Origin of the sequence: Vibrio vulnificus NBRC 15645 = ATCC 27562 (assembly GCF_002224265.1) — a bacterium.
Taxonomy (GTDB): Bacteria; Pseudomonadota; Gammaproteobacteria; order Enterobacterales; family Vibrionaceae; genus Vibrio; species Vibrio vulnificus.
Genome location: NZ_CP012882.1, coordinates 418,471 through 444,517, shown reverse-complemented (window position 1 = coordinate 444,517; position 26,047 = coordinate 418,471). Strand labels below are relative to the sequence as shown.

Sequence of the window (26,047 nt, the reverse complement as noted above, 5' to 3'; positions counted from 1 at the left end):
AATGGTTCTTGTAATAATGCTTTAAGCTTAGCCAATCCTTCGCCAAGGTAATGTGAAATTGGAGGGTTTTATGAAATAAAAATGATGAGATTGTTATTATTTTGTTTCTCATCATTTTTTGAGGCTATGAATTGTGCATCCGATTGATTATGGTGAGTTCGGTTTACTCAGGCGTGCTAGTGAGATAGCGATGCCAGTTGTCACTGAGGGTTTGATAGTTCGCTTGGCAAAACTCAGTGCGCTCTTGGCGGTACTCTTTTTCTATTTCATCAAGTAGGTTGGAATGCCGCTCAGGATTGCTGCCATAGACCAAACAGAGCGTGGCAAAATAGCGCTGCAAATCAAAGCTGTGTTCATCAATGTATTCATCCAGATCGTAATACTCCGGTTTGTCTTCTGACTCAAAAGCAAACATGTCTGCTGCGCTGATGGCAATCTCATCGCCATTTTCGACGTAATCGATCAGCAACAAGGTGGCAAAATTGTCCACGGCATCTTCTTCTTTCCCCAAAATGGCGATGTTTTGATCGGCAATGTAGGCGTGGCCAGCTTCATGAAGGAGGGTGTGAAGCATGGTGTTGATCGCACCGCTTTCTGCGCTTTTTCCACCGTTTTTTTGATACTCGTTTTTACGGAAATAATCGAGTGACTCGGTGTAAAACGAAAAAGGAATGTGCACGGTGTGCGTTTCGGGATCATACAGTGGACCTTGATCGCCACCATAGCTGACGGTTAAGGTCTTTTTGAACGGAAAGAGCGAATGAGAAAGATCGAGCAGGGTCGTGTTGATTTGATAAGACTCGAGTGTATCGATAATCGTCTGCTCTTGTTTAGTGATCTGCTTGGGGTAGAGGATTTGAATGGATTCTGCAAGCGCTCCAGTGCTAACGCAAGACGCCAGCAAGAGACTGAGTGGCCAGCGTGTTTTCTGACAAGAGGGGTGTGGATGTCTCATGATTTTTCCTTTCAACTGAGGCTGAATGAGTGTTTCATGTTTATGCTAAATGGTTCTGTTTAATTAGTGAATTGTGGTGAGATACAGTCTGATTATTGGGAACTTTGACCAAGATCGGACATTTTCGACGATTTATGTTATAGTCCGCATCCATTTTGGCCACTGTTGTAGAGTAAAGCTCAACAATCCGCCCTTTGCCAGTTTAGGTGCTCGCTCCAAGTTGTCGGCAGTTTGTCGATAAAGGAAACGGTCAGGAACGAAAAAAGCGCGGCAAACAGAGGTGAAATGGAAGAGGATTTTGAATGCCAGTTATGGCGTCGAGGCATCTGTATACCGTAACGGAATGTTTGTCGTACAGATTGGCCACTCATCGATTAGGGAGCTAGAAGTAGCTCCTTTTGTATTTTGGAAGCTTGCAAAGGGTGTTTGAGACATCACCCAATGATCGCCTTCCATCCCTTGAGCCTAACCAGATGGCTTGTACTCGCTGCCTATACCTCGTTTAGATTGGTGTTTCACCTTAGTTGGCAGCGCATTAGACGATGCAGTAACTGACGTTCAAAAGCAAAATACTAACACTCTGATATTAAGGAAGATAAAGAGTCTGAGATGAAGAGGTTGTATGAATCATTTAATCACGGTCGGTGCACTGGAATCTTTTTTAGTGGCGATTAGCGTGCTGTTTTTAGGGCATTTTATTAATGCCAAACTCCCCATTCTAAGAAAATTCAATATTCCCGAACCCATTGTTGGTGGTTTGATTGTCGCCTGTATCATTACGATTTTGCACTTCCGTGGCATCGATTTGGAATTCAACTTGCCCTTGCAAAATACCTTTATGCTGATGTTTTTCTCGACGGTGGGTTTGGCGGCAAACTACACCCAGTTACTCAAAGGCGGGGCCAAAGTGTTTCTGTTTTTGGCGGTGGCGTCGGTGTACATCGTGATTCAAAATGGCGTTGGTGTTTCGCTGGCGAGTATGCTGGGCTTGGATCCGTTAATGGGCCTTATCGCGGGCTCCATTACGCTTTCTGGTGGTCATGGAACTGGCGCGGCATGGTCGCAAACGTTCGCAGATAACTATGGTATGTCCAACACGCTTGAAATCGCGATGGCCTCTGCGACGTTCGGTTTGATCATCGGCGGCCTGATTGGTAGCCCAGTGGCACAGCGTTTGGTCGACAAGCACAACGTCGAGTCCGAGTATGGCCGAGGTTCAAAAACCCACGAAAAATTCCCTGAACTGGTAACTTACAACGAATACGAAGAGGATAAGGTGACGGCAAAGAAAGTGATTGAGAAGCTGTTCTTCCTGATCATTTGTGTGACCGGAGCCAAGTACGTTGAACAGTGGGTCAGCACCTATGAAATCAAATGGTTGATGATTCCAGATTTTGTCTATGCGCTGTTTATCGGTGTCATCATCACCAACTTCCTTGAAGTGACGAAAATCCGCAAGTTAGACGCTGAAACCGTCGATATGCTCGGCACGGTGTCGTTGTCGCTGTTTTTGGCGATGGCGCTTATGAGCTTGAAGCTGTGGAACATCTTCGATCTGGCGATTCCATTCTTGGTGATTTTAGCGGTGCAGTCGGTGGTGTTGGCGCTGTTTACTTACTATGTGACGTTTAAAGTGATGGGCAGCAACTATGATGCGGCAGTGATTGCGGGTGGTCATTGTGGTTTTGGCCTAGGCGCGACGCCAACTGCGGTGATGAACATGGGGTCAATCGTGAATCGTTTTGGTCCTTCTCCTCAGGCCTTTATGGTGGTGCCGATAGTCGGGGCGTTTTTTATCGATATCGTCAACTTAATTGTCTTACAGGGCTTTATCTCTTTTATGGGGTAAGTCGTGTGTCAATGTTTGATATTGTTCACCAACAAGGGAGCCAAATGGCTCCCTTAGTTTTTGAGGCTGTTTGACCTCTCTTGCCTTGATGATAATGGCCAGGGCTGAGTCTTGCTCACCATAATTCACTCAATAGAAATTTATATTTCTCACATAGTGAGATAATAAGTCGTTAATCTGTTACTTATTCTTATTAATTGAGAATTTAAAGGGAATGGTTCAGTGACATTTGATTTCATCGCGGCACACTGGCTCTTCATTGAAAAACGCACGTAGTTTCGTTCACTACCACTCGGGATAGCCTAATACTCTCTCAACCCTCTTGCCACGTTTATCGTGGTACCAGAGGCCGCTGTGCCTTAATAAGCAGGGCTTTGAGAGAAAAATGCCAATTTGCAGCAGCCGTTCTGCACTCGAGTTGCGGTGAGTGACGTTACTCATGCCACAACAATAGAGGTTTTATGAACAGTGTTGTATCTGTTGGTCCGCAGGAGTCCTTTCTCATCGCCGTTGGCGTGCTATTTTTGGGTCACTTTATTAATGGCCAAATTCCGATCCTCAAACGTTTTAATATCCCAGAGCCGATTGTCGGCGGCTTAGTGGTGGCCTTGGTGATCACCCTTGCCCACTTTAATGGCATCACCTTTGACTTTGACTTACCGTTGCAAAAAACGTTTATGTTGATGTTTTTTGCTACGGTAGGTTTGGCCGCCAACTACAAACAATTGCTTAAAGGTGGCGTGAAGGTCTTGCTGTTTTTACTGATTGCGTCGATATACATTGTGGTGCAAAACGGCATTGGCGTCTCACTGGCGAGCATGCTTGGCCTTGATCCCTTACTGGGCTTAATTGCGGGTTCTATTACGCTCTCTGGTGGACATGGAACGGGGGCGGCTTGGTCGAACACCTTCGCCCAAAACTATGGGTTAGAGAATGCTTTAGAAATCGCAATGGCCTCGGCGACATTTGGTTTAGTGATGGGCGGGATCTTGGGCAGCCCTGTGGCACAGCGTCTGGTGGACAAACACCAATTGGAGTCTGAATACGGTCGAGAATTGCAGGCCCACCAACGTTTTGCTGATTTGGTTACTTACAATGAAAATGAAGAAGACAAAGTCACTGCGAAGAAGGTGATTGAAAGCTTGGCACTGATGTTTCTGTGTGTGATTGGCGCGCGCTATTTGTCTCAATGGGTCAATCAATTAGACATTGCTTGGTTGATGATCCCCGATTTTGTTTACGCGCTGCTGCTGGGTGTGTTTGTAACCAACTTCCTTGAGCTCACCAAAGTGAGAAAGTTGGATTTAGAAACGGTGGATATGCTCGGCACCGTTTCGCTCTCACTGTTTTTGGCGATGGCATTGATGAGCTTAAAACTGTGGAATATTTTTGATTTGGCGCTGCCATTTCTGTTTATTTTGTCCATTCAATCATTGGTGATGGTGCTGTTTAGCTACTTCGTGACGTTTAAAGTGATGGGGCGCAACTACGACAGTGCGGTGATCGCCAGCGGTCATTGTGGTTTTGGTTTGGGCGCGACCCCCACCGCTGTGATGAACATGGGGTCGATTGTGAATCGCTTTGGTCCTTCTCCGCAGGCATTCTTAGTGGTGCCGATCGTCGGCGCGTTTTTTATCGATTTAGTCAATATGCTGATATTACAAGGCTTTATTGCTTTTCTTGGGTAATTGACTTTTCACTCAAATACATGGGATTGCGGTGGAGGTCGCACAGCGATTTATCTCTAGCGAAACAAAAGGTTAGTCACTGCCTTTGTCGACGTTTTCGGCTAGAATAATGGTTCTTGTGTACGGTAAATAACCACGAATGAAAGGAGGCAGCCATGACGGACAAAATCTCAACGACGGCATTGGCAAAAATGCGCAACATTGAAGCCTCTCAACTGTTTACCGATTTGAGCCGTGCTGGTTACATCAGCCGAGTGGGCGATAAATGGATTCTCACCGAATTGGGCGCGCGGTTTGGCGGCGAATATGTTGACCATACGAAATTTGGCCAGTTCATTGTCTGGCCTGTGAACTTGCATGTTGAGTTGACCTCAACTCAAGGCAAGTTATTGAGCGCGACACAAATCGGCGAGCTGCTCGGGCTTAACGCTAAAAAGATGAACCAGTTGCTCAGTGAAATGGGCTGGATGGCCAAAACTGAGCGTGGTTGGGAAGTGACCGAATCGGGCATTCGTGCTGGTGGTAAACAAAAAGGTGATGGTGAGGAGAAGCCATACTATTTGCTGTGGCATGATTCGATTACACGCAACAAACGCCTCAAGCAATCGGTGGTGGAGTTCTTGGGGCAAGACGCGGAAGTGCATGCGACGGATAAGTCATTCTCCAGTTTCCGACAGAAATTTGAGGCGAAGCACCGCACCTTAGATGGCCACTATGTACGCTCTAAGGGAGAGTTGTTGATCGACAATTGGCTGTATTTGGCGGGTGTTGCTCATGCTTACGGGCGGCAGTTACCGATTGAAGAAGAGATCATCAGTGATTTTTATCTGCCTGCAGGCAAAGTCTATGTGCAGTTCTGGGGCAGCGATAACGGTGGAACACCAGAGGCGAATAAAGCCAAGATTCGCGCGGTGTATCAAGCGCATCATTTCCATCTGATTGAAGTTGAACAAGACGAGCTGGAAAGCCTGGATGAGGTGTTGCCGCAGCGTTTAAGGCCTTTTGGCATCAAAGCGTATTAGTGGTTCAGCGCCATCAGCGGCGTACGTGTTTCACTCTGTATCCAATGAAAAAATCCCGCAAAATTTGCGGGATTTTGTTTTTCTGGCGTTCGCTCAGAGCGAGATTAGAAGCCGACGATGTTCTTCGCTTCTAGCTCAGTGAAATATTTTACTGTCTTCACTTTTAGCTCTTGAGTTGACGGCTCATCACATACGATCACTGACTTAGGATGTAGTTGAAGAGCAGAAACAGTCCATAGGTGGTTTACGCTGCCTTCTACCGCTGCTTCTAGCGCGAGTGCTTTGTTGTGACCTGTTACTAGGATCATAATTTCTTGAGAATCAAGCAACGTACCCACGCCGATCGTCAAGGCGTATTTTGGTACTTGGTTGATGTCGCCATCGAAGAAACGAGAGTTAGCAATACGCGTATCTTCCGTTAGTGTCTTGATGCGAGTGCGAGACGATAGAGAAGACGCTGGCTCGTTAAATGCGATGTGACCATCGTTGCCCACGCCACCCATGAATAGGTTGATGCGGCCGTAAGATTTGATTTTGTCTTCGTAACGCTGACATTCTGCTTCGTGATCTTCCGCATTGCCGTTTAGCAGGTTGATGTTCTCTTCCTGGATGTCAATGTGGTTGAAGAAGTTGTTGTACATGAACGAACGGTAAGATTCTGGGTGATCGGCGGAAATACCAACGTACTCATCCATATTAAAAGTCACAACGTGCTTAAAGCTCACTTTGCCTTCTTGGTAAAGTTCAATCAGTGCTTTGTATGTCGCAAGAGGAGTGCCACCCGTAGGTAGACCCAATACGAAAGGACGCTCAGCAGTTGGTTGGAAATCATTGATACGCTTAGCAATATGTGCCGCTGCCCACTTACCAACTTGTGCTGCGGTTTTTAACGGGATAAGTCTCATTTTTCGCCCCTAGATATTAGAAATTTTGGATGTACCGAAACATTATTTTGCATTATAAAATAAGTTTTCTGTGGCTGCCATTGTTTTAGGTCAAAATTTCACATATTTCACCCAACTGTCACCATTGTGGCTGATGACACACGTTTGCGTTGGGGGTTTTTCTTTCATTGAGCGGCGCTGAATGAGTTAAATCTGTTCTAATCAGTTGATAAATTTATCTTCTAAATTAAGTGGTAATTTGAAGGGGCTCAACTTTGCGCATTGGCGAAATAATCATCACTTGCCCATACTCATAGTGTGTTCTTCTGCAGGAGCCAGATCATGAAAAACGAGTTAGATTCCACCAAAATTCTGCACGCGTATGAAACCATTATGGAACGAGGCACCCCAACCGAATTTGGCAAAATTTACGAAGGGGTCGAAGCGTTTTCAGATTACGATGGCTACAGCGTGTACATGCGAGGCAATGGGGTTGAGTTAAAAGTCGGTTTTCACAACACCTACCACTTAGATTATGAGCAAGAGCACTTGCGCGATAGCTTCTTGAAAAAAGTGGCAATGCTCGCCAAATAAAACTTGCCCCACTAGTTAAGGTTAATGACCTCTATGTTGATGCACTTGTTTCGGCAAGTGCGTCAGTGTTTTAGATAACGAATCAAATAAGCGAGTGTCGGCTCAATGTCACCTAGATGTTGAGGGTTTCTGATATCAATCCTATCGGGACGACCATTATGGCGTAACGAGTGATAGAGGAATGCCTGTTGCCCCACGCTGTTTAGTCGGTCAATTTTCTCACTCAAATTATTTACCGTATCGCTGTGCTGTAGAGCTTGTTATTGGCGATACGTAGGCCTTCAATTCAAGGTCATCGATGATCAGTGTACGTCTTTGATGGCGTCGAGGAAAGTCAGGGCAAGATTGTCTAAAGGAGGGTTCGCCCGCATGAAAATACCGTCAAAACCCGCCATAGGGAGGCGGGCTTTTTGAAATTCGCTGTCCTTTTTTTAGGGCCTGACAAAAACCAAATACGTTTCTGTCTCTAATGGTCAATCCGCTCATTGTTGTAATGGCAACCGTGTGACCTCTTAATGCGCACTCATGAATGAGGCGTACTCAGCACAAACACGATCCTATGGATACATCAAAAAGCAGATATGCATTAATCGTCCTCAGTTAGGCTTGCGTCTTCCTCAACGTAGTCATCGCTCGCGTCTGGTTTATTGCGTCCATTAAGAGTATGGAAGCGCTTACGACCACGTGCAAGGCGCATGTATTTCAACCAAGTACGTTCCACTTTGTTTTGTGCCGCTTCTGGTGTTTCTAGCGTTAGCAAAAAGTGCTTTTCATCGTCATTTTCTGGAGTCAATTGACCAGTCTCTAGACCAACCAAGGTGTCTCCATAAATCATTAGGATTTCCTCTTCTGCAAGAGTAAAATCACCTGACTTTGCAAATCCGCGAGGAAATTTTGCATTATCGAAAAATCGTTTTTTGCCATGACGAATAGTCGTGTCAGACATATCAAACAGCCTCTGTAACCGTGATAGATGAATAATGATGATTTACGGCGAAAGTTAGGCGTAAAGTCAGCAAAAGAAAAACAAAAATTTTCTATCGTTATAATAGGTATTTGTTGTTAATCTGGTGACGATAAACCAGGAGATGTCTAATGGACGTAAAGGTCTTTCGTACTTTTTTAGAATTGGCTAATGTTCGTCATTTTGGGCGTGCAGCTGAGAATTTATACATTACCCAAGCCGCGGTCAGCGCGCGCATCAAACAGCTAGAAAGCTACTTCGATGTTGAGCTATTTATTCGTGATCGCAACAACATCAAACTGACATCTGCAGGTGAGCGTTTAGTGGGTTACGCAGAAGTGATGGTGTCCACATTGCAGCAGGCGAAACTTGAGCTTTCGATGCAAGATGGCCGTGCCTTGCAACTGACGTTGGGTGGAACGCCGAATGTGTGGGACGCCTATCTACAAAACTGTTTAAGCGTGGTGACCGATTCGTTCAGAGGCTACGGTTTTAATGCGGAAGTGATGGGGCGAGAGCTGCTTACACGTGGCCTGCAAGAGCGCACGTTAGACATGGCATTCGCGTTTGACCAAATCAAAGCGGATGAGTTTTCTTGCAAGAAAGTGGCCGATTTGGTGTTGGTGATGGTGTCCACTGAAACTGCAAGCAAAGACAGCGTCTTTGAAGGTAAATACGTCTACATTGATTGGGGAACCAAGTTTGCTTCTGAGCATGCTGAGCGTCACCAGAAACACCTAGCGCCTTATCTCAGAACGTCGACGGCGCGCATTGCGCTCGATTTCATTTTAGAAAAAGGTGGAAGTGCTTACTTACCGGCTTCGATAGCCCAGCCGTACCTTTCTTCGGGTCAGCTGCATCGAGTGGAAGGGGTCGAGGAATGGAATCGTCCTATTTATTTAAGTTACCGCAAAGCCAGCACCTCGATTGATGCCATTCGTCAGGTGGAGGAATTGGTTAAGATGATTGACCCACTGGCCAGCTACCAAGTTCAACAGGCGATGGATTCGTCGTTAACTCAAAACGGTTAAGCCGCATATTTTCGCGCTGAAATACTCTAAAGCCTCGTCAAAAACGAGGCTTTTTTGTTGCTTTTCAGTGCCTTTTTTAAGCTCTACTCACTCTGTTAAATAAAGCGATTAACAAGGCGTTAAAGGTTCATGAGGTTTTCGAGCGAGTCTTCAATGTTGGCGCAATGGTAGGTGTGAATAGCGTTACCATCGCGGGCGTTGATTTGAATCGTGGAAATTCCATTGTCTCCTTGAGATTCGATAATGCCGAGAGAGTCCTCTACTGAGTTGCTGGTAATCACTTCTTGATTGCGCAGCACGATAATACAGGAGTGCAGATCCATAGCCTCTTCCTTATTCGTTATGTCTGACGTTGTTGACCACTGCTAAGAGTGGCTACTTTTTAAATTAGTTTAAATTGTGAGAATTGCCAAAAATTATACACAACGCAATATTGCAATCCGATGCATAGGCTGGGTTTAGGCTGGAAATTGGGATTGAGTTCCGAAAATGGCGAGTTATTATCGAGGTTATTGTTACAATTTCACTCATATCTCCCATCGTTTTGACTTTGCCAATGCGTTGGTGACCAAACACAGCGAGCCATTGCCAGTTTGGAGCATGGGGATACGCTAACGTTTGATAGAGCGACATGATTGAGGTGGTGCAGGGCTGCGGTTCCGCCATTTTCCCGCCAAACAAGGATTTTTCTATGGCCATTTTAAACTACTCATCGCTCACGACAGAGCAGTGCCAACAAGCAAGGATGGCCCGAGATAGTCGCTTTGATGGGCTATTTTATGTGGCGGTTAAAAGCACTGGGATTTTCTGCCGGCCTGTGTGTCCTGCCAATTTACCCAAAGAAGAGAACGTGGAGTATTACCACGATAAAGCGCAAGCCTTGTCTGCTGGCTACCGACCATGTTTGCGTTGTCGCCCTGACAGCGCGCCCGATTCTTGGGCGTGGAAAGGGGTCGAAACCACATTTCAACGTGCGTTGACCTTAATTGAACAAGGGGCGCTACAAACGGAGAGATTGTCAGTTTTGGCGCAACGTTTAGGAGTGAGTGATCGCTATATTCGTCAATTATTTCGCCGCTATTTGGGGATCTCTCCGAAGCAATACGCTCAGTCTCAGCAGTTGCTGTTTGCCAAACAGTTGCTGCATGGTAGCTCATTGAGCATTACCGAAATTGGCTTTGCTTCAGGCTTTAACAGTACTCGCCGTTTTAATGATGCGTTTCAAAAGTCGATGGGTATGCCCCCTTCGAGAATCCGCCGAAGTAAAGAGGGAGCAAGTCACGAACAGTCGCATATCGTGCTCGCGTTTCGCGGTGATTTGAACGCAAAACACATGCTGGATTTTTATCGGCAGAGGGCGATTGAAGGCGTAGAGGTGGTGACGGAGACGAGTTACCAACGCCAGGTCGTGATCAACGGAAAAACGGTTGGGTTTCGCGCGGAATTTCCCACAACATTTCCAGCAGAGAAGCGGCAGTTAGTGGTCTATTTTTCGATGGATGATCTGACGTTATTGCGCCCAATGGTGGCTGGAATAAGGCGGATGTTTGATCTCGATTGCGACACACGCGTGATTGAAGCGCATCTCAACACTGTAGCGCCTGGGTTAGTTAAAAGCGTTGGTATCCGGATTCCGGGTGTCTGGAGTGTTTGGGAGGCGGGTGTACGAGCGATTTTGGGCCAACAAGTCTCGGTCAAAGCCGCTATCGGACATCTGAATCTATTGGTCGCGACCTTACAACCCGATTCTGAAGTGCGCACTTTTCCTTCACCACAACAGGTGGTTGATGCAGATCTGCATTTCTTACGAATGCCACAAAGCCGAAAAGAAACCTTAAGACGTTTTGTTGCCATGATGCTTGAGAATGAACATGCCGATCCCAATCAATGGTTGGCGTTAAAAGGAATTGGGCCGTGGACGGTCAGTTATGCCCAGTTGCGAGGGCTTTCGCAGCCTGACAGACTGCTCGAGAAGGATTTAGTGGTGAAAAAAGCGTTGACTCAATTCCCCACGTTGACCCAAGAAAGCGCTTCACCTTGGGGAAGTTACGCAACTTTTCATTTATGGAATCAATAACATGAAATACTACACTCAATTTTCCAGCCCGTTTGGTCTTGTGACCGTTCAGGCCAACGATCAAGGTTTGCTCGGGATCTGGTTTGAACAACACACTACTTTACCAACGGAATTAGGCTGTGACGCTGCTTCGCATCCGGTGATCAGCGAAACTCGTCAACAGTTGGAGCAGTACTTTTCTGGCCTGCGACAACAATTTGATCTGCCTTTGGCTGCGCAAGGCACCGAGTTTCAACAAAAAGTGTGGCAGGCACTGACCCAGATCCCTTATGGTCAAACCTGTAGCTATCAAGATTTGGCTAATGCCATTGGTAACCCTAAAGCGGTGAGAGCGGTGGGGCTGGCGAATGGTAAAAATCCGATTTCTATCGTCGTCCCTTGCCATCGAGTAATAGGCAAAAACGGTAAGTTAACCGGATATGCTGGCGGTTTAGAGCGTAAACAGCAATTGCTGACGTTGGAGTCTGGTGGTGAGATGTCACGCTAATCCATCTCGTCTCGCGTTTTGGTTTACAGTGTAAACTTGCTTATGTTTACTACCATTTGGCGGAAGAGAGAAAGCACTGCCTTGATTCGGAACTCGTTCAATATTGTGAATACCGTTGGATGTAACAAAAAACGAGAAGCATCAGGCTTCTCGTTTTTGTATTAGCTCGTGTTCTGGTGTGGTTATTGAGTGGCGATCTGTGGCTGATAGCGCCCTGGTTTGTGGTTCATCGCTAGAATCAAGTTTGTTGCTACGGCGCCGAGCACTGATAAAGCAATCAAATAAGGTTCAACGATAAAGAGCGAAAAAACGACGATGGTGCAGTCGAGCGCCATTTGAACTTTGCCTGCTCGAATGCCAAACCGCTCTTGCAAGAACAAGGCGAGAATATTGAAGCCGCCTAAGCTCATCTTATGACGGAAGATGATCAACATACCAATACCAATTAAACCTCCGCCAAGTAGGGCGGCATAAAACGGGTCAATGTGCGCAATTTGAATGACGTGATGCAAATGGTCTACGGCGAACGAGACAATTGTCACGGCAATAAAAGTATTGATGGTAAAGCGCCATCCCATGCGCATCACAGAAAGTAGGTAAAACGGTAGGTTCAACGCAAAAAACACTTGGCCGAAACTAAAGTCAGTGACTTTGGTTAGGAAAATTGCCAATCCTGCGGTTCCACCAGTCAATAATCCTACTTGATTAAAAAAGATAACACCGAGAGAAACCAAGGCACTACCTAATGTCAGCGCCAGTAAGTTCTCTCTTAGACTATGATCTTTATCCATTTCGTCGGGCTTCCTTTCAAAAATGCTGTTAAAGAGTAAAAACAGACTAAAACCCGCTAAAGATGTCGATTATTGAGCCTTTTGTCGAGTTTGCAACAGAATTGGTGAAACTGTTAAGTGTTTAACAAAATTTACACAAGCTGGTTGGAACACTGAAAGTTAACAGCTTTGATGGTGAGCGAGAAAACCCGTAAACGCAGGAAGCAAGCGATGATCAAACAAGTTGGCCCAACCGTTATTCAAGCAAAACACAAAGCGAGTTGTCACTGTGGTGGTGTCGAGCTTGAGCTCGATTTACCCAATGGCATTGAGAAGCCGAGGCGCTGCGACTGCTCCTTATGTCGAAGAAAAGGGGCCATTGTGGCGTCGGTGAAATTGGATGGGATCCGCATCATCAAAGGCGAAGCCTTGTTGAAGCTCTATCAGTTTAATACTCATACCGCCAAACATTATTTTTGCTCCAACTGCGGTATCTATACTCACCATCAACGTCGTTCATCTCCAGATGAATATGGCTTCAATTTGGGCTGTTTAGAAGGCGTGAATCCTTATGATATTGGTGAGGTTCCATTGATGGATGGGGTCAATCATCCCGCTGATCGATAAAATAGTGAAGTGTTGAAAATCGAAGTATCGGCAACAAGTAGAGGGCTACCAAGCGTTGATAGCCCTCTTTGAATAAGATCAGTAGTTGAAGGTTTGCGTGTTATACACCAGATGGACCGCGATGCTGGCGCAGTAACCAAGCAAGATCACCGGGCTCCATTTTAAGTGACCAAAGAAAGTGTATTGACCGCGAGCGGCTCCCATTAATGCCACGCCAGCCGCCGAACCGATCGACAACATACTGCCACCCACGCCAGCCGTTAAGGTGACCAGCAGCCAATTGCCAAGTGACATCGAAGGCTCCATGCTAAGCACCGCGAACATCACCGGAATATTATCGACAATAGCGGATAGGAAGCCGACGGTAATATTGGCCCAAACAGGGTCCCACTTGGTATAGAGGGTGAAAGAGACCACTTCGAGATAACCTAGCAAGCTCAAACCACCGACGCACATAACAACGCCATAAAAGAACAACAAGGTGTCCCATTCTGCCCGAGAGACGCGATGGAACACATCGAATGGCACCACAGAGCCGATGCGTTTTAGTGCATCCTCATCCCCATTGGCAATGGCAATGGCGGTCTTCTTGGCTAAAGATTGCGCCAAGGTTTTACGCAAGAAATAGCCAAAAAATTGCAGATAAGCAAGGCCCATCATCATGCCAATGACGGGAGGGAAGTGGAGTACGGCGTGAAACGCCACCGCGGTGGCGATGGTGAGAATAAACAGGCCGACAATACGTCGAGCGCCGCGTTTGAGTTCAACATCGACATGCACCGTTTGCGGACGTTCTTCTGGAATGAAGAACGACATGATGAGGGCGGGTAACAGATAGTTGATGGCTGAGGGGAGAAAGAGTGGCATAAACTGTGAAAAGCTCACGTGGCCAGCTTGCCAAACCATCAAAGTAGTGATGTCGCCAAACGGGCTAAATGCGCCCCCCGCATTGGCCGCGATGACGATGTTAATGCATGCAAGGTTAACAAACTTGGGGTTATCGCCAGAGACTTTCATCACCACTGCACACATCAAAAGCGCCGTGGTGAGGTTATCGGCGATAGGGGAAATGAAGAAAGAGAGAAAGCCAGTGAGCCAAAATAGCCGACGAAAATCAAAGCCTTTACTCACCATCCACGCTTGTAGCGCATCGAACAGTCGTCGCTCTTCCATCGCATTGATGTAGGTCATCGCCACCAGCAAGAACAACAGTAGCTCAGCGTACTCCAGCAAGTTGTGTTCTAGCGCGGCTTTGGCGACCTCGCTTTGCCCATGGGACTGATAGCTAAAGCCGATCAAAATCCAGATTAAACCAGCCGCGAGCAGTACGGGTTTGGATTTGCGCATTTTTAAGTACTCTTCCAGCATCACTAAGATGTAGGAGAGGACAAAAATAAACAGGCAGAGTATCCCGACTGCAGATGTGGTGAGATTGAGTTTCGAGGTTGTTGCGCCAAAGGCAAGGGTGGGAAATAAAAGGGTAATTAGCACAACAATCCGTTGATAGATGCCCATAGACCATTCTCCATTGTTATCTGGAGAAATTTTAGACACAAATTAACGAGTTATATGTGACAGCTATCGTATTCGCTGAAGCGAAATGGATTTAGTTGCTTATCTTTTGAGGCTGTAGACGCTGGCAATGCTCAATAAGGCGACAACAATAATCAGCCCATGGGATAACCAAGCGCTAATTTCAAGAAATGGTGTTAACTGAGTGCTCCACATAACCCCTCCTTCTTTGCAATGGCTACAACATGTGGAATGAAGGGGACACTTTAATCAGATTTGGGATGAATTATTGTGAGTCATTACAAATATTTAACCATGCATTTCATAAAATACGCTGGCTTTGCGACTTCGCTCTCATTAAATGAGAACCATTCCCGACAGATAATCTGGTCATCGGCCGGGAATGCAGAGCTATATTGGCTTTATCTGAGCAGGTAGCGTTGTAAAGGCGTGTGGTTCAACACCCATACTAGCGTCATGCTAAGCCCAATCGTCATCGGGTAAATAAAGAGATCACGGCTTAACCCTTCGAAACCCAATATTCCAGCTATGTTCATGAGCAAGATGATCACCAATAAGTGACAAACGTACACACCGAGCACATACGGTGATAGTGCAAAGGTCAGAGGATGTTGGCCAAGTTGAGGGTAATTGAGCAAGAGTAGAAATAGGCCCGTAGCCCACAGTTCAGTACCAAAGAGGAAGTCGTGACCGTTAAAGGCAATGTCGTACCCCATTAATCCATAAGCTTGGCCGAGGTGCACGAGCAAGCCCACCAGGAACATTCCCCCTGCAATCGCACTGCTGACACGCACGTTTTTCTCGCGAATCATAAAACCAATAGCCACCAATAAAGTGCTGAAAAAAGGCCCATTACGGGTAAAGAAAGGGGAGGCTAAATCCGTCAAAGGCTGATAGCTGCCAGCTAAGACCCCATAAAGATACAACAGCGCTGCGATGGGCAGTAACCAGTGCTGACGTTGAAAATGGACAAACAGTGCCACCACAGCCACGGCGATAATTAAGGCTGGAAGAAACCACAAATGCACCAGTCCGCCTTCCAACAAGGAATTCAGCGGTGTTTGAGCAAGGTAGCCCCAGTAGCCTTGTCGCTCGGCTAGGTAACCGTGTTCCGCGACGACTTGGAAATTGAAAGGCATCAGTAGGCTGAGCACGCTCCAGACCAACCAAATCTTAAGCAAGGGTTTGGCGTAATTTCTCAGTGTCACTAAAGGGGCGCTGGTCAGCTTTGGCTGAATTAAATAACCAGAAATCAGGAAAAATAGCGGTACGGCAAAGCGTGCCATTTGATTGAGCACGTAGCCGACCCAAGGAATGTCATCGATTTGCCAGTAGGTCAATGCCATTTGGCAATGTAAGCCTATGATGGCAAGCATCGCGATGATCCGCCCAAGCTCGAGGCTAGCGATTTTGGTTTTCATGTTCTCTCCCATAAAAATAACTGGCCACAATCTATCACTGCTCTCAAAGGGAGAACCTAGCGAATATCAATAGTTGCGATGTGAAAAGAAAAATATTTAAAATCATTGCATTACAATTAAATCTATTATTTGTGTCGCAAATGGTATCTTGGTTTTCTGGTCTGATCTCTAATATAAAATTTGCAAAATGGAACGATCGTGCTAAAAATTAGGTCATTATGAGTAAAGGTCGAATTACAAAAGAGCACATCCTGCAGCATGCCTTTCAACTGGCCAGTGAAAATGGCTTAGAAAGCCTCACCATTGGCGAGTTAGCGAAGCAGTGCGGGATGTCAAAAAGTGGTTTGTTTGCCCACTTCAACGCGAAGCTGAATTTGCAACTCTCGGTGCTGGAGTATGCCAACCTGATCTTCGCTGAGCGTGTGATCGCGCCTGCCCGTTTGTCTGGTGATGCGGATATGGAAAAGAAAATCCGAGGGCTACTGGATAACTGGATGACGTGGAACCACTCGTTTCAAGGAAGTTGCATGTTTTTAGACGCTTGGAATGATGCGGCGCCGAAAGAGTGTGAACTGCAAAAAGCGCTGCAAGGTTCGATTGCTAAGTGGCTGGATTACCTGCAAATCCAAGTTGAAAAAGGGATGGAACAAGGCGCTTTTTCAGCGGATTTGAATGCCCAACAAGCGGTGTTTGAACTGTATGGCTTGTACCTCAGTGCGCATGTGTTTTATGCCATACGTGGGGAGGAAGTGAGTTTGCAGCATTTTTGGCAAGGGGTCGATAGACTGCTGGCAGGATGGAAAAACGGTTAAGAGAGCAAAGAGCAAGGTATTGCTCTTTTTAAACAATATAAATAGCACGGTCGTTCTTTTTAAACGAACGGAGGATATGATGAGTGAGAAGATTTACTTTAATACGTCGCAGAAGTTTAGCCTTAAACGCAGTTTAGTGAACTGGACGACACGCCTACACCATACTCTGGCCCCTTCCCATGCGAAAAGAACGGCGCGAAAGTTACTGCTAACGCCTGCTCGTACCCAGAGTAAAAACCTGCCACCACAAGGCTTGCGTAAAGGCCAGGTAGACACGGCCCATGGCACCTTGACCACGTACGCTTTGGGAGAAGGGGCGGTATGGGTGCTGACGCACGGTTGGTCGGGCACGGCAAGTCAGTTTTTTCCTTTGATGGCGCACATTGCTTCACGAGGTTTCACCGCGTTGGCCTACGATCATCCAGCACATGGCGAAAGCTCTGGCGATGTTGGCCATATCCCTGCGTTTGTTGAAGGGCTTGATGCGGTGTTGGATTCACTGGATGAGGTCGCAGGGCTTATTGGTCACAGTATGGGCACTGCATCGGCTTTAGAATGTCGCCACCAAAAGCTTGAGGACAAGCCCATGTTGCTGATTGCGCCAGTATTGAACTACGTGGAAAACCTGTTTTCGAGCATTGAGCGCTCGGGTTACAGCATGAAACTGTTTAGAGCCGTGGTGTCTGAGGTGGAAGAGCAGTTTAATTATCCCATTCAATCGGTTGATCCGTATCGTCGATTGGCGCAACGTCGCGTGCAAACCCTGATAGTGCATGATGAACAAGACAAGTTTACGAGCTATGCGGTTTCTGCCTCTGCGGCTCAAGAAATGGAGAATGTTGAATTAATCAGCACGCAAGGACAAGGGCATGGACGCGTGATGAAGTGTCAGCAGGTGCTCGACAGTTTTGATCGCCTGATTGCGTAGAGGGCAGGTTTTCATCTCTTGTCTTGTTTTGTTGATGGTGTAAGCGCACAAGATAAAAAAGGCCAGATGCAAAGCATCTGGCCAGAATTGCTAGGAACAGCAATGATTAGTTACAGTTCGCAGGGCCGATCTCTTTCCAAACACCCCATTGACCTGCTTTCGATGGATCTTCACCAGTTGTCCACCACTTCGCTTCCCATGTTTTGCCCGCATGAGTTACTTGTTGGCCACCTGTGTAAACCGCGCTCGCATCCCATGCATTGCTACATGTGCCGCCGTTATCCACTTTTTTCGCAACAACAACCGTTGTGGATGCCACAGACGATGCTTGACCATCGCTCACGGTTACGGTGAACGTTAGACTAGTATCTGCCGTGTATTCTGCCGCTGTGAAGGTCACTTGTGCGCCATTGGTTTGTGCCACAAGACCAGCTGGAAGCTGCCAAGTGTAAGTCAGTGTATCGTTGTCTGCGTCTGTTGAAGCAGACGCATCAACCACGACCACGTCTCCTGCATTTGCCGTGGCAGGTGCTGTTACTTTCGCCACTGGGGCTGTGTTCACAGGACCCGTGTCTTTCGCATTCACCGTCACAACCACAGTGTCAGACGCGCTTGCACCATCTGCATCCGTTACCGTGAGTTGGAAAGTGAATTGCTGCGCGGCAGTTACTTCTGGTGCATCAAAGCTTGCAGAAGCTGTGTTTGCGCCCGTCAGTGTGACTGCTGGGCCACTTACTTGAGTCCAAGCGTAGCTAGCGATCGGGCCTTCTGCATCTTTCGATGCACTGCCATCCAATGTCACGGCAGCTGGGCCAACCACGACGACATCGGCACCCGCATTTGCCGTTGGTTTTTTGTTTGGTGGGATCACCACACCGCCCGCCAAACCTTCATGCATAGCATTGAGGATGTCACCGTTATCGGCATCGATTTCCCATGAGAACAGGCCGGCTAGACCAAGGTTCTTCGCGTATGCGCCTTTTGCAAGAACAGAGCGATGATCGTCAAACGTGATCAACTCACCCGTAGTGCGGTTCCACACGTATGGTGCTTCTGCCTGTTCATCGTAGCCATACTCATAACCGTTGATGCCTGTGCTGTTTGGACCCAACATGAATGACTTAATGCCTTTGTAATCAATCACGCCATCTTCCCAAACGCCTTGAGCGGTGCTGCCTTTCAGTTTACCCGTTGCAGTGCCAGTCATTGGATCATTTGGATCACGTAGAGTGCTTGGCATTACGCCTTCCCAACCACGGCCGTACATGGCAGTACCAAGCACCAGCTTGTTGGCAGGCACACCTTGCGCGAGCAGGAGTTGAATACCGTGATCAGAGGTGTAAGCCGGGCCTTTGTAAGGCACGCCATTTTCATCTACACCTGTACCATCACACTGACCAGGGCGCATGAAGTTACCACAGTAAAGCGCGGTTTGGTGACCAGGGACGTTGTTCCAGCCGCCGTAGAAGTCGTACGTCATGGCAAAGATGTAATCCATGTACTGAATAGCATCTGCGTAGTTCACGTCTTCAATCTTGTCGTGGCCCACACCGATAGCCGAGGTCAGTTCATAAGTGCGACCTGTTTCCGCTTCCAACTCGTTTAGCATGGTGCGCAGTTCGCGCATCAGATCAACGTAGGCTTGGCCATCACGTGCAGGATCGCCTAGGTTTGGCGCAGCGCCGTCACCACCAGGGAATTCCCAGTCGATATCCACACCGTCATAGAATTTCCACGTTGTTAGGAAGCGTTTGACTGACGCCACAAACGTATCGCGGTTTTTCTTATCAACGAAGTCAAAGAATGGGTCAGAAAGCGTCCAACCGCCGATAGATGGAATGATTTTGAGATCTGGGTAACGCTGTTTCATCGCCATCATCATGGCGTAGTTGCCTTTGATTGGCGTGCTGTATTGGTGACCTGCTTGTGGGAAGCTCTTTTGATACGCTGCCCATGGGTCATGAATCACGACTTCGTAATCTGGCACACCCTGACACGCGGTTTGAAGCGCATTAAAGCTGTTACCGCCAACCGATTTCACCGACTCATTTGGACCACAGATAGGAATAAAGCCGTAAAGAATATGAGTAAGGTTCTGTGCTGGGATGTTGTCAACGGTGTAGTTACGGCCATAAATGCCCCATTCAACAAAGTAAGTACCGACGACAAGGCTTGGATCCGTGTTGTAAGACTTATTGTTCGGGTCAACATTCATGGTAAGCGGCTTAAGATGCGATCCATCGGTATCGGCGATGGTGATCTCCGCAGGTGCGCTTTTCGCACAGCCAGTTGCATCACACGCTTCGATTTCCATTTGATAAAGGCCGCCTTTACCGTATTGGAAATTGGCCGCTGTTTGGCTGCCAGAAATAGGACCAGAGGCCACTTTTACGCCGTCAAAATAGATATTATAAGTATCACCAGTATTGCCACTCCATTGATTGAACTTCACAGAGATGGTTGCCTGATCATGGTATTTCACCATTTGGTTGTAGCCCGCGGTGGTTTCCATCGCGAGTTCAATCTTAGAAAACTGAAGATTGTTTGAACCGTACAGGTCAATACTTGGTGCTGTAGGTGCGGCAAGCGCTGCTCCGGAAAGAGCCAGCGCAATACTCGCTGCACACAGGTTTAGTTTCGTCATAATTTTTCTCTCATTCCTTTGTATATATGCCACCAATTGCGAAGGCATAAGCTGCTTTGCGAAGGTAGGCACAAAGCATCGATATCAGTATTAAAGAGTCTTTTTTTTCGGCAAAAAAAATTAAAACGCTTTTCGAGTGACCGAGGAGAATCTGAGCGAAAGAAACAGCGTGTTACATAAAAAATGGAACCGTGCTTGAGAGTTTTATTAATTGTTTGGCGTTTTATGGAAAAATATCAAATAGCATACTATTTGGGGGAAGAGAAAATAAGTGGAATTAACTTAACAAAAAAGTATGCAACTCAGAAACTTATACTAATTAGTTGGACGAATTGAAATGCTCGCTGAGTGCAGCACGGCGATTTTGTGCGCCTCCTGAGGCACTCTCCGTGATGGTGTCTTCATAGCCTTTTTTGACAAAACGTTGCACGGGAGTGGCGGGTTGCAAGCGCCGTAGTTGCGGAGAGGATTCGCTACCAGCGACTTGATAAATGGTGAGGCCATTGCCAGTTTCGACAATGATGCGTTTGCCATCAAACTGATATTGAGTGGCCACCAAGCGATTGTTGCGAAAAACGCCCTGCTCGGAAAGCGTCAAACGCTCCGTCAGATAGGGCGGTGCGCCGATCTCAATCCATTCACCATAGACATTCACGGGATCAACATAGAGTTGGTATTCTGAGTAGATGCGGAAGGAAAAATAACCCGTCAACAGCAGAAAAAAAACCACAAATAACCCTCGAAACATCGCCAGCTTGTTGTTAATGCGTTTTTCGGCTTGTTGTTCGATACGATTGTTTTTGCTGTTTTGCGTGGATTTCTTAACCATATTGCGCTTCCTTGTCTTGTTAATAGTGGTTTTTAAGGGGCTATTTGGCAAATTTTCAGTGTCAAACTTTGAACCAAGCGCATAGCCAAGAGAAAGGGCGGTGAAGCTGCGCACAATGAATGCTTGAGGAGTGGGAAAAAACAGGTTACAAAGAGTGCCTATCGTCGTAATTTTGGGTGCTGGAATAAAGAGAGCACTCTGTTTAAGGATAAACAATGATTAAAGAAAACAGCTATTTTGCCGGAAATGTAAAGTCTCTTGGGTTCAATCAGCAAGGTGAGGACAGCAGTGTGGGTGTGATGCTCCCTGGTAATTACACCTTTGGTACTGATGCTCCAGAGCGTATGACGGTGGTGAAAGGGGCGCTCGTGATTAAACGCGAAGGCGATGAAGAGTGGAGCACGTATCAAGCGGGCGAAGCGTTTGAAGTTGCTGGAAAATCTTCTTTTGATCTGCAAGTTGAAGTCGCGACTGCTTACCTATGTGAGTATTTGTAAGCGCACACTTGGCTCAATAGATTCATCGAATGAAAAAGCTCGGCATTGGCCGCAATGTAGTTCACTTAAGAGGAGCTGCCTTGCGATTAACAGGATATCGGGTCTTTGATATTTTTACCGCCCTAGGCCGATTTGGCTTAGGGCGTTTGTCTATAAAAAGGATGGATAAGTCTCCGCGCAGACTTTTTAGACGCTTCGGTGTATTACCTGGAGATACCGCTTTGCTCATTACTTTCAGTTGACTAGCGATGAACTGACAAGCGTATTTAAAACTGATTTCATTGGCCATTCGACCATGTGCTACGGCCGCTTGACTGGCTTCTCGTCTTACCAAGTTATAACCAAGCAACAGCCCCCATAACTCTTGATAGACAAGCTCGACCGTCTTACTCCTCAGCACTAACGCGTTGTGCTGCATCGAACTTTTTATGTCTCTGTACCCTAACTCAATTTCCCATCTCTCATGGTAAAGCTCGGCTACTGATTCCGCATCGTACTCTTCCCTAGGCAAAGACGTAAACACTGTTTTGTGCTTACCTTGTACTTGATAAGTAACGGCTCTGACTTGCCATTTTTCAGGTAGGTTAGGATTTTTCTTGCGAGCCTGTGGAGAGACTTTCATTTCTACCAACATGTCGTCGCTCTCTTCATCGTCCAGAAGTCTGAATTTCACCCCTTTCTTCGCTGGTAACAACCAATGCCTGTTGGAGCCACTATTTTGGAGAGAAAGAAGTAAGTCTGCGCCATAAAACCCCTTATCTAGTAAAGTCACTGAGTTATCAGGTAGAGAGTCAATAAAGGGCATTGCAAGCGGTATTTCACCACGACGATAGGGGCTTATAGCTGCGTCTACAATGACATGTGAGCGAATATTCATCATGGTCACCACCCTAAGTACTGGATGAGGTGTCTGCCTCTCGCTGGATGTATTACCTGACCCAAAATGTTCTCTTAGTTCTGATGTATCAGCGGTTCGAAAAAGAGCCCCATCAATAGCGAAGACTTGTAAGCCTTGCCAAGTATCCTCGGGGTAACGCTCTAGACCCCATGTGTGACTGCATTGTCTAAACAACCATTCTGGAGCAGCTTTACCAAGGCGTTGCCTTGCTTGCGTTAAAGCACTTTTAGCTAGCAGTTCCTCATCGGCTAAGCCCTCGGCACAGACATTCATTCGCCGTGCGACTTCTGCAATAGACTCATTGCGGAAAAACGCCATTCCAACAATAAGCCAAAGAACCATATCACTAGGTAAACGACGTCGACGAATTGTCGCTTTATCGGAAAGTGTTGCCGCTTTAGCAACCCACTCATCAGGAATATGCTCGGAGAAGGTGGTTAGCTGAGCGACATCAACAGGACTCTCTTCAAGAAAGTCAGCAAAATAGTTTTGGATAGACATAAAAAATCGGAAATCTATAAACAGGTTTCCGATTGTCTCTCATCAGAAGGATCGGTCAACCGATCCTTATCTGATCTACATTGCGGCATTGGCCGAGCTTTGTTGTTTGTGCGCCGTGAAACGGAGCGTTGGCTGCGTTTAGTCGACAAAATGGCCAGAATTGTAGTCATTAATCGCTTGGTTAATTTCATCGACACTGTTCATCACAAATGGGCCATAGTGGACGATGGGCTCACGAATGGGCTCTCCTGCAAAAATCAGCACGCCACAGTTGGGGCTGGCGGTCAGTTTGAGCACGTCACCCTCGCCCATCAAGCCAAGGTGGCCTTGAGTGAGTTTCTGGCCATCAATAGAGAGAGTCCCTTGATAGACAAAGACCATGCATTGAAAGTGCTTACTCACTTTGGCGATCAAGGTTGTTGGAGTATCGGAGCGCCAATCGGCGACAGTGAGAGGGACTCCGGTCTCGGTCAATGGCCCAGACAATATTCTGCCGTTGACCTCAAGGTTACCCGCAATAACACGAAGTAAATCATGCTGCTCACTGCGATACTCGGTAATGCTCTCAGGCTGAAAATCATGATAGCGAGCTGGCGTCATCTTTTTCGCTGCGGGTTGATTGATCCAAATCTGAAAACCATGCAGTTGCCCTTCCGTCATGATGGGCATTTCACTGTGAATGACTCCTCGACCTGCGGCCATCCATTGAGCACCACCACTTCTCAGTTCACCCACATTACCCATATGATCTTTGTGCTGAAAGTGCCCATTAAGCATATAGGTTAAGGTTTCAATGCCGCGATGTGGGTGCGGCGGAAAGCCACCAATATAGTCTGCAGAGTCTTCAGATTTCAGCTCATCAATCATCAGGAAGGGTGAAAAATCTGGGCATTCAAAGCCAGCTAAACGGGTGATGTTGACACCATCGCCATCTTTGGTCGCAATCGATTCGCGGATCTGTTTGAGTGCTCGAACTTTGGCCATTACGTGCTCCAGTGAATGTAGAAAATACGGTGTGTTTTGTATCAGTTTAGTGGCGATTCGCAGCAAGAGCAGGTGAAAAATTTGTTCACCCTATTCGAAAGTTTTGAATTATGAGAGGTGATTCGAATGGTTGAAAACGCTTTTGTCTATACTTGAAAGAGAAAGATAGGAGGTGCCCTTTGTCTGTTCAACCAAAGCATGGAGACCGACCCCCTAGATATGACGCGCCAGATTTAACGTCTGAACAGCGCCATCGCTTTACTTCGGTGGCCAATCAGGCTCAGGCCCGTAGGGAACGATTGGAAGAAGAGCCGACCATCATTGAAACAGCAAGACGTGCGGCATTGAAGCCAGTGGTTAAACCGCGACCTGATAAGCCGAACCGCGTTCGCTACGCCATCTGGTTGTGTACATTTTTGTTGGTCTGTCTCTGGCTGATGTATATGTCTGGCTGATGAGGCTTGCGATTCTGCCGCTTATTCTGACGATGAGTTCGCTTTTTTGATAAAGAGTGACACATTGCCCGTGGGTGGCAAGGGCTCACTGTACGTCATTTTTTTTTGTGGTAGAGGCGGCGTGCAGTTTTCGTAATAGGCGTACTGGTTTTTGCCTGAATGCTTGGCGGAATACATCGCTTTGTCCGCACAACGTGTTAACTCCGAAAGTTCAAAAGCGTCTTGCTGATAAATTGCCGCGCCGACACTGAGTGTCAGTTCATTGATTCTTTCATGCGCTAAGTAACCCGTAGTAAATAAGCCGACAATGCGTTGCAGAATGTTGTCGAGGTCTTGCTTGGTTTTCACATCGTAAAGCATCAGCACAAACTCATCTCCGGCAAAACGTGCGATTGAATAATCGTGCTTATCTGTTCTGCGATTTTTGTTGCGGACGTTGTTCTTCAAACGGTTGGCAAAGTGTTGCAAGACGCGATCTCCCACGTCGTGGCCATACGCATCGTTGATGTGTTTAAAGTTATCGATATCGAGAAAAACCAATGCAGTGATGCACGTGCTCGGTGTGGCATCTATCTCCCGCAGTTTATCTTTTGCCCAGTTTTCAAAACTCCAACGGTTGGCTAAACCCGTCAGTTGATCGAGGTAGGCAAGATCCTCAATCCCTTCTTGGTATAGGCTCTGAATATAGTGAACCACTTTGCTGTAGTAGTAGGTTGATGTGTGACAGACAATACAGGTTGCGATGAGGGCGATAAAAAACTGGGTTGTATCGAGTAGCCCTGTCAGCACCACTGTTTTGGCAAAAAACAGTGAATAGGCGACGATAAAACAGAAAGAACCACTCAGCAGCAAGCCAATATTGAAGCTGTTGATCAGAATGACGGTAGCTAACAGTGGGAAAAGGACCAACATTTTGTCAGCAGTAGCATCGCCATATAAAAACAGCAACAGCGCATCCAATAACATCAAACAGCTGAGGACTAAATCCGCGTAGAGTGGATTTTCTACCGACTTGATGTACAAGAAATTGCCCAAACAAATCATGGCCGCTAAGCCATTTAATGCGCCTAAAGCCAAGTCCGATTGCGCAAATTGTTCGATTGCACAGTAGAAAAACATCACGGAAGCGGCAACAGAACACAGACCAACAATTTTCTTCTTTCTTGTTGATCGAATGTCTGCCATTTCTTCAAGATGTTGCCCTACTAATTTAGTCATTTTTGTCCTTTACGTTGTTCTTTCGTCGCTTTCCCGCCACTTAATTCTAGGTGAGAAATAGAAGTTTGAAGGAATATCACGTTACTTTTAATGTGATAAGAGCCATGTTTTATATGAATTTTATTGCTCATTGTGTAATTACTGAAAGGGGAAAGAGTGACAAAGAACAGGTTCACAAAGCCTTACTAGCCATGTGTTTCAAGCCATTGGCGAGCGAGCGAGGCTGCTAAGAGACTGCAACTAGATATAACTGGTAGTTATGGTTTCTTGCTTTTAATGCGTAAAAAATCTAAGAGAAAAGGTAGGGTTTTGAGCTAATGAAAAAAGAGTGAGCTTTAAAGTAAATTGGAGTTTTATTCTTTAAATAACAGTGTATTAA

Annotated in this window: 24 protein-coding genes; 12 read left to right on the top strand and 12 right to left on the bottom strand. The window is 46.6% G+C overall.

Annotated features, from left to right (window positions below; all coding sequences use genetic code 11):
* Positions 1-163 precede the first annotated feature (163 nt).
* The gene (locus AOT11_RS17630; RefSeq protein WP_049797951.1) at positions 164-955 is read right to left on the bottom strand and encodes a DUF4344 domain-containing metallopeptidase; all 792 of its coding nucleotides are present in this window, start codon (positions 953-955) and stop codon (positions 164-166) included.
* A 622-nt stretch (positions 956-1,577) separates the two neighbouring features.
* Here AOT11_RS17630 and gltS (AOT11_RS17620) point away from each other — a divergent pair.
* From gltS (AOT11_RS17620) to AOT11_RS17610, 3 genes are all read left to right on the top strand, one after another.
* A complete protein-coding gene (gene gltS, locus AOT11_RS17620) occupies positions 1,578-2,804 on the top strand; it encodes a sodium/glutamate symporter (RefSeq protein ID WP_011082090.1) in 1,227 nt (408 codons plus the stop codon).
* Between the two features lie 461 nt (positions 2,805-3,265).
* Positions 3,266-4,492, top strand: coding sequence for a sodium/glutamate symporter (gltS, locus tag AOT11_RS17615; RefSeq protein WP_017419887.1), 1,227 nt, complete (start codon positions 3,266-3,268; stop codon positions 4,490-4,492).
* 155 nt (positions 4,493-4,647) lie between these two features.
* The gene (locus tag AOT11_RS17610; RefSeq protein ID WP_017419886.1) at positions 4,648-5,514 is read left to right on the top strand and encodes a hypothetical protein; all 867 of its coding nucleotides are present in this window, start codon (positions 4,648-4,650) and stop codon (positions 5,512-5,514) included.
* A gap of 104 nt (positions 5,515-5,618) precedes the next feature.
* Here the strand turns inward: AOT11_RS17610 and nagB are convergent, their stop codons facing one another.
* The gene (gene nagB / locus AOT11_RS17605; protein ID WP_011082093.1) at positions 5,619-6,419 is read right to left on the bottom strand and encodes a glucosamine-6-phosphate deaminase; all 801 of its coding nucleotides are present in this window, start codon (positions 6,417-6,419) and stop codon (positions 5,619-5,621) included.
* 321 nt (positions 6,420-6,740) lie between these two features.
* Here nagB and AOT11_RS17600 point away from each other — a divergent pair, with 321 nt between their 5' ends.
* Positions 6,741-6,992 carry a DUF3081 domain-containing protein gene (locus tag AOT11_RS17600; protein WP_026050244.1) on the top strand — a complete coding sequence of 84 codons (252 nt, stop codon included), beginning with the start codon at positions 6,741-6,743 and terminating at the stop codon, positions 6,990-6,992.
* Between the two features lie 586 nt (positions 6,993-7,578).
* Here the strand turns inward: AOT11_RS17600 and AOT11_RS17590 are convergent.
* The gene (locus AOT11_RS17590) at positions 7,579-7,938 is read right to left on the bottom strand and encodes a MaoP family protein (protein WP_017419884.1); all 360 of its coding nucleotides are present in this window, start codon (positions 7,936-7,938) and stop codon (positions 7,579-7,581) included.
* 149 nt (positions 7,939-8,087) lie between these two features.
* Here AOT11_RS17590 and AOT11_RS17585 point away from each other — a divergent pair, with 149 nt between their 5' ends.
* Complete coding sequence (locus tag AOT11_RS17585) at positions 8,088-8,987, top strand: LysR family transcriptional regulator (RefSeq protein ID WP_017419883.1); 900 nt, start codon at positions 8,088-8,090, stop codon at positions 8,985-8,987.
* A gap of 119 nt (positions 8,988-9,106) precedes the next feature.
* On the opposite strand, the gene AOT11_RS17580 is transcribed toward AOT11_RS17585, so the two are convergent.
* Positions 9,107-9,310 (bottom strand): hypothetical protein, encoded by a 204-nt coding sequence (locus tag AOT11_RS17580; protein ID WP_011082099.1) that lies wholly within the window; start codon positions 9,308-9,310, stop codon positions 9,107-9,109.
* 368 nt (positions 9,311-9,678) lie between these two features.
* Between AOT11_RS17580 and AOT11_RS17575 the strand changes: the two genes are divergently transcribed.
* Positions 9,679-11,064 carry a DNA-3-methyladenine glycosylase 2 family protein gene (locus tag AOT11_RS17575; RefSeq protein WP_026050245.1) on the top strand — a complete coding sequence of 462 codons (1,386 nt, stop codon included), beginning with the start codon at positions 9,679-9,681 and terminating at the stop codon, positions 11,062-11,064.
* A gap of 1 nt (position 11,065) precedes the next feature.
* Positions 11,066-11,551, top strand: a complete 486-nt coding sequence (locus tag AOT11_RS17570; RefSeq protein ID WP_017419881.1) for a methylated-DNA--[protein]-cysteine S-methyltransferase — start codon at positions 11,066-11,068, stop codon at positions 11,549-11,551.
* 182 nt (positions 11,552-11,733) lie between these two features.
* On the opposite strand, the gene AOT11_RS17565 is transcribed toward AOT11_RS17570, so the two are convergent.
* Positions 11,734-12,342: a YitT family protein gene (locus tag AOT11_RS17565; protein WP_017419880.1), complete on the bottom strand. Its 609-nt coding sequence runs from the start codon at positions 12,340-12,342 to the stop codon at positions 11,734-11,736.
* Between the two features lie 210 nt (positions 12,343-12,552).
* Here AOT11_RS17565 and AOT11_RS17560 point away from each other — a divergent pair, with 210 nt between their 5' ends.
* Complete coding sequence (locus AOT11_RS17560) at positions 12,553-12,948, top strand: GFA family protein (RefSeq protein ID WP_011151471.1); 396 nt, start codon at positions 12,553-12,555, stop codon at positions 12,946-12,948.
* Positions 12,949-13,026: 78 nt separating this feature from the next.
* On the opposite strand, the gene nhaD is transcribed toward AOT11_RS17560, so the two are convergent.
* Positions 13,027-14,463: a sodium:proton antiporter NhaD gene (gene nhaD, locus AOT11_RS17555; RefSeq protein ID WP_011082105.1), complete on the bottom strand. Its 1,437-nt coding sequence runs from the start codon at positions 14,461-14,463 to the stop codon at positions 13,027-13,029.
* A gap of 419 nt (positions 14,464-14,882) precedes the next feature.
* Positions 14,883-15,902: an acyltransferase gene (locus tag AOT11_RS17550; RefSeq protein ID WP_026050246.1), complete on the bottom strand. Its 1,020-nt coding sequence runs from the start codon at positions 15,900-15,902 to the stop codon at positions 14,883-14,885.
* 218 nt (positions 15,903-16,120) lie between these two features.
* Between AOT11_RS17550 and AOT11_RS17545 the strand changes: the two genes are divergently transcribed.
* Together AOT11_RS17545 and AOT11_RS17540 are read left to right on the top strand one after the other, a co-directional pair.
* On the top strand, positions 16,121-16,714 hold the full coding sequence (locus AOT11_RS17545; RefSeq protein ID WP_017419876.1) for a TetR/AcrR family transcriptional regulator: 594 nt from the start codon (positions 16,121-16,123) through the stop codon (positions 16,712-16,714).
* A 79-nt stretch (positions 16,715-16,793) separates the two neighbouring features.
* Positions 16,794-17,642, top strand: coding sequence for an alpha/beta fold hydrolase (locus AOT11_RS17540; protein WP_026050247.1), 849 nt, complete (start codon positions 16,794-16,796; stop codon positions 17,640-17,642).
* Positions 17,643-17,748: 106 nt separating this feature from the next.
* Here AOT11_RS17540 and AOT11_RS17535 read toward each other — a convergent pair whose 3' ends face one another.
* Both AOT11_RS17535 and AOT11_RS17530 read right to left on the bottom strand, forming a co-directional pair.
* Positions 17,749-20,286, bottom strand: a complete 2,538-nt coding sequence (locus tag AOT11_RS17535; protein WP_017419874.1) for a glycosyl hydrolase family 18 protein — start codon at positions 20,284-20,286, stop codon at positions 17,749-17,751.
* 319 nt (positions 20,287-20,605) lie between these two features.
* Positions 20,606-21,115 carry a DUF2850 domain-containing protein gene (locus AOT11_RS17530; RefSeq protein ID WP_017419873.1) on the bottom strand — a complete coding sequence of 170 codons (510 nt, stop codon included), beginning with the start codon at positions 21,113-21,115 and terminating at the stop codon, positions 20,606-20,608.
* Positions 21,116-21,330: 215 nt separating this feature from the next.
* Here AOT11_RS17530 and ppnP point away from each other — a divergent pair, with 215 nt between their 5' ends.
* On the top strand, positions 21,331-21,612 hold the full coding sequence (ppnP, locus tag AOT11_RS17525) for a pyrimidine/purine nucleoside phosphorylase (protein ID WP_011082111.1): 282 nt from the start codon (positions 21,331-21,333) through the stop codon (positions 21,610-21,612).
* A gap of 61 nt (positions 21,613-21,673) precedes the next feature.
* On the opposite strand, the gene AOT11_RS17520 is transcribed toward ppnP, so the two are convergent.
* Both AOT11_RS17520 and AOT11_RS17515 read right to left on the bottom strand, forming a co-directional pair.
* Positions 21,674-23,011: an IS4-like element ISVvu3 family transposase gene (locus tag AOT11_RS17520; protein ID WP_089529834.1), complete on the bottom strand. Its 1,338-nt coding sequence runs from the start codon at positions 23,009-23,011 to the stop codon at positions 21,674-21,676.
* A 138-nt stretch (positions 23,012-23,149) separates the two neighbouring features.
* Positions 23,150-23,995 (bottom strand): pirin family protein, encoded by an 846-nt coding sequence (locus tag AOT11_RS17515; RefSeq protein WP_026050606.1) that lies wholly within the window; start codon positions 23,993-23,995, stop codon positions 23,150-23,152.
* Between the two features lie 179 nt (positions 23,996-24,174).
* On the opposite strand from AOT11_RS17515, the gene AOT11_RS17510 reads away from it, so the two are divergent.
* Positions 24,175-24,450: a hypothetical protein gene (locus tag AOT11_RS17510; protein ID WP_011151480.1), complete on the top strand. Its 276-nt coding sequence runs from the start codon at positions 24,175-24,177 to the stop codon at positions 24,448-24,450.
* A gap of 21 nt (positions 24,451-24,471) precedes the next feature.
* Here AOT11_RS17510 and AOT11_RS17505 read toward each other — a convergent pair whose 3' ends face one another.
* The gene (locus AOT11_RS17505; protein ID WP_017421699.1) at positions 24,472-25,668 is read right to left on the bottom strand and encodes a GGDEF domain-containing protein; all 1,197 of its coding nucleotides are present in this window, start codon (positions 25,666-25,668) and stop codon (positions 24,472-24,474) included.
* Positions 25,669-26,047: the final 379 nt, after the last annotated feature.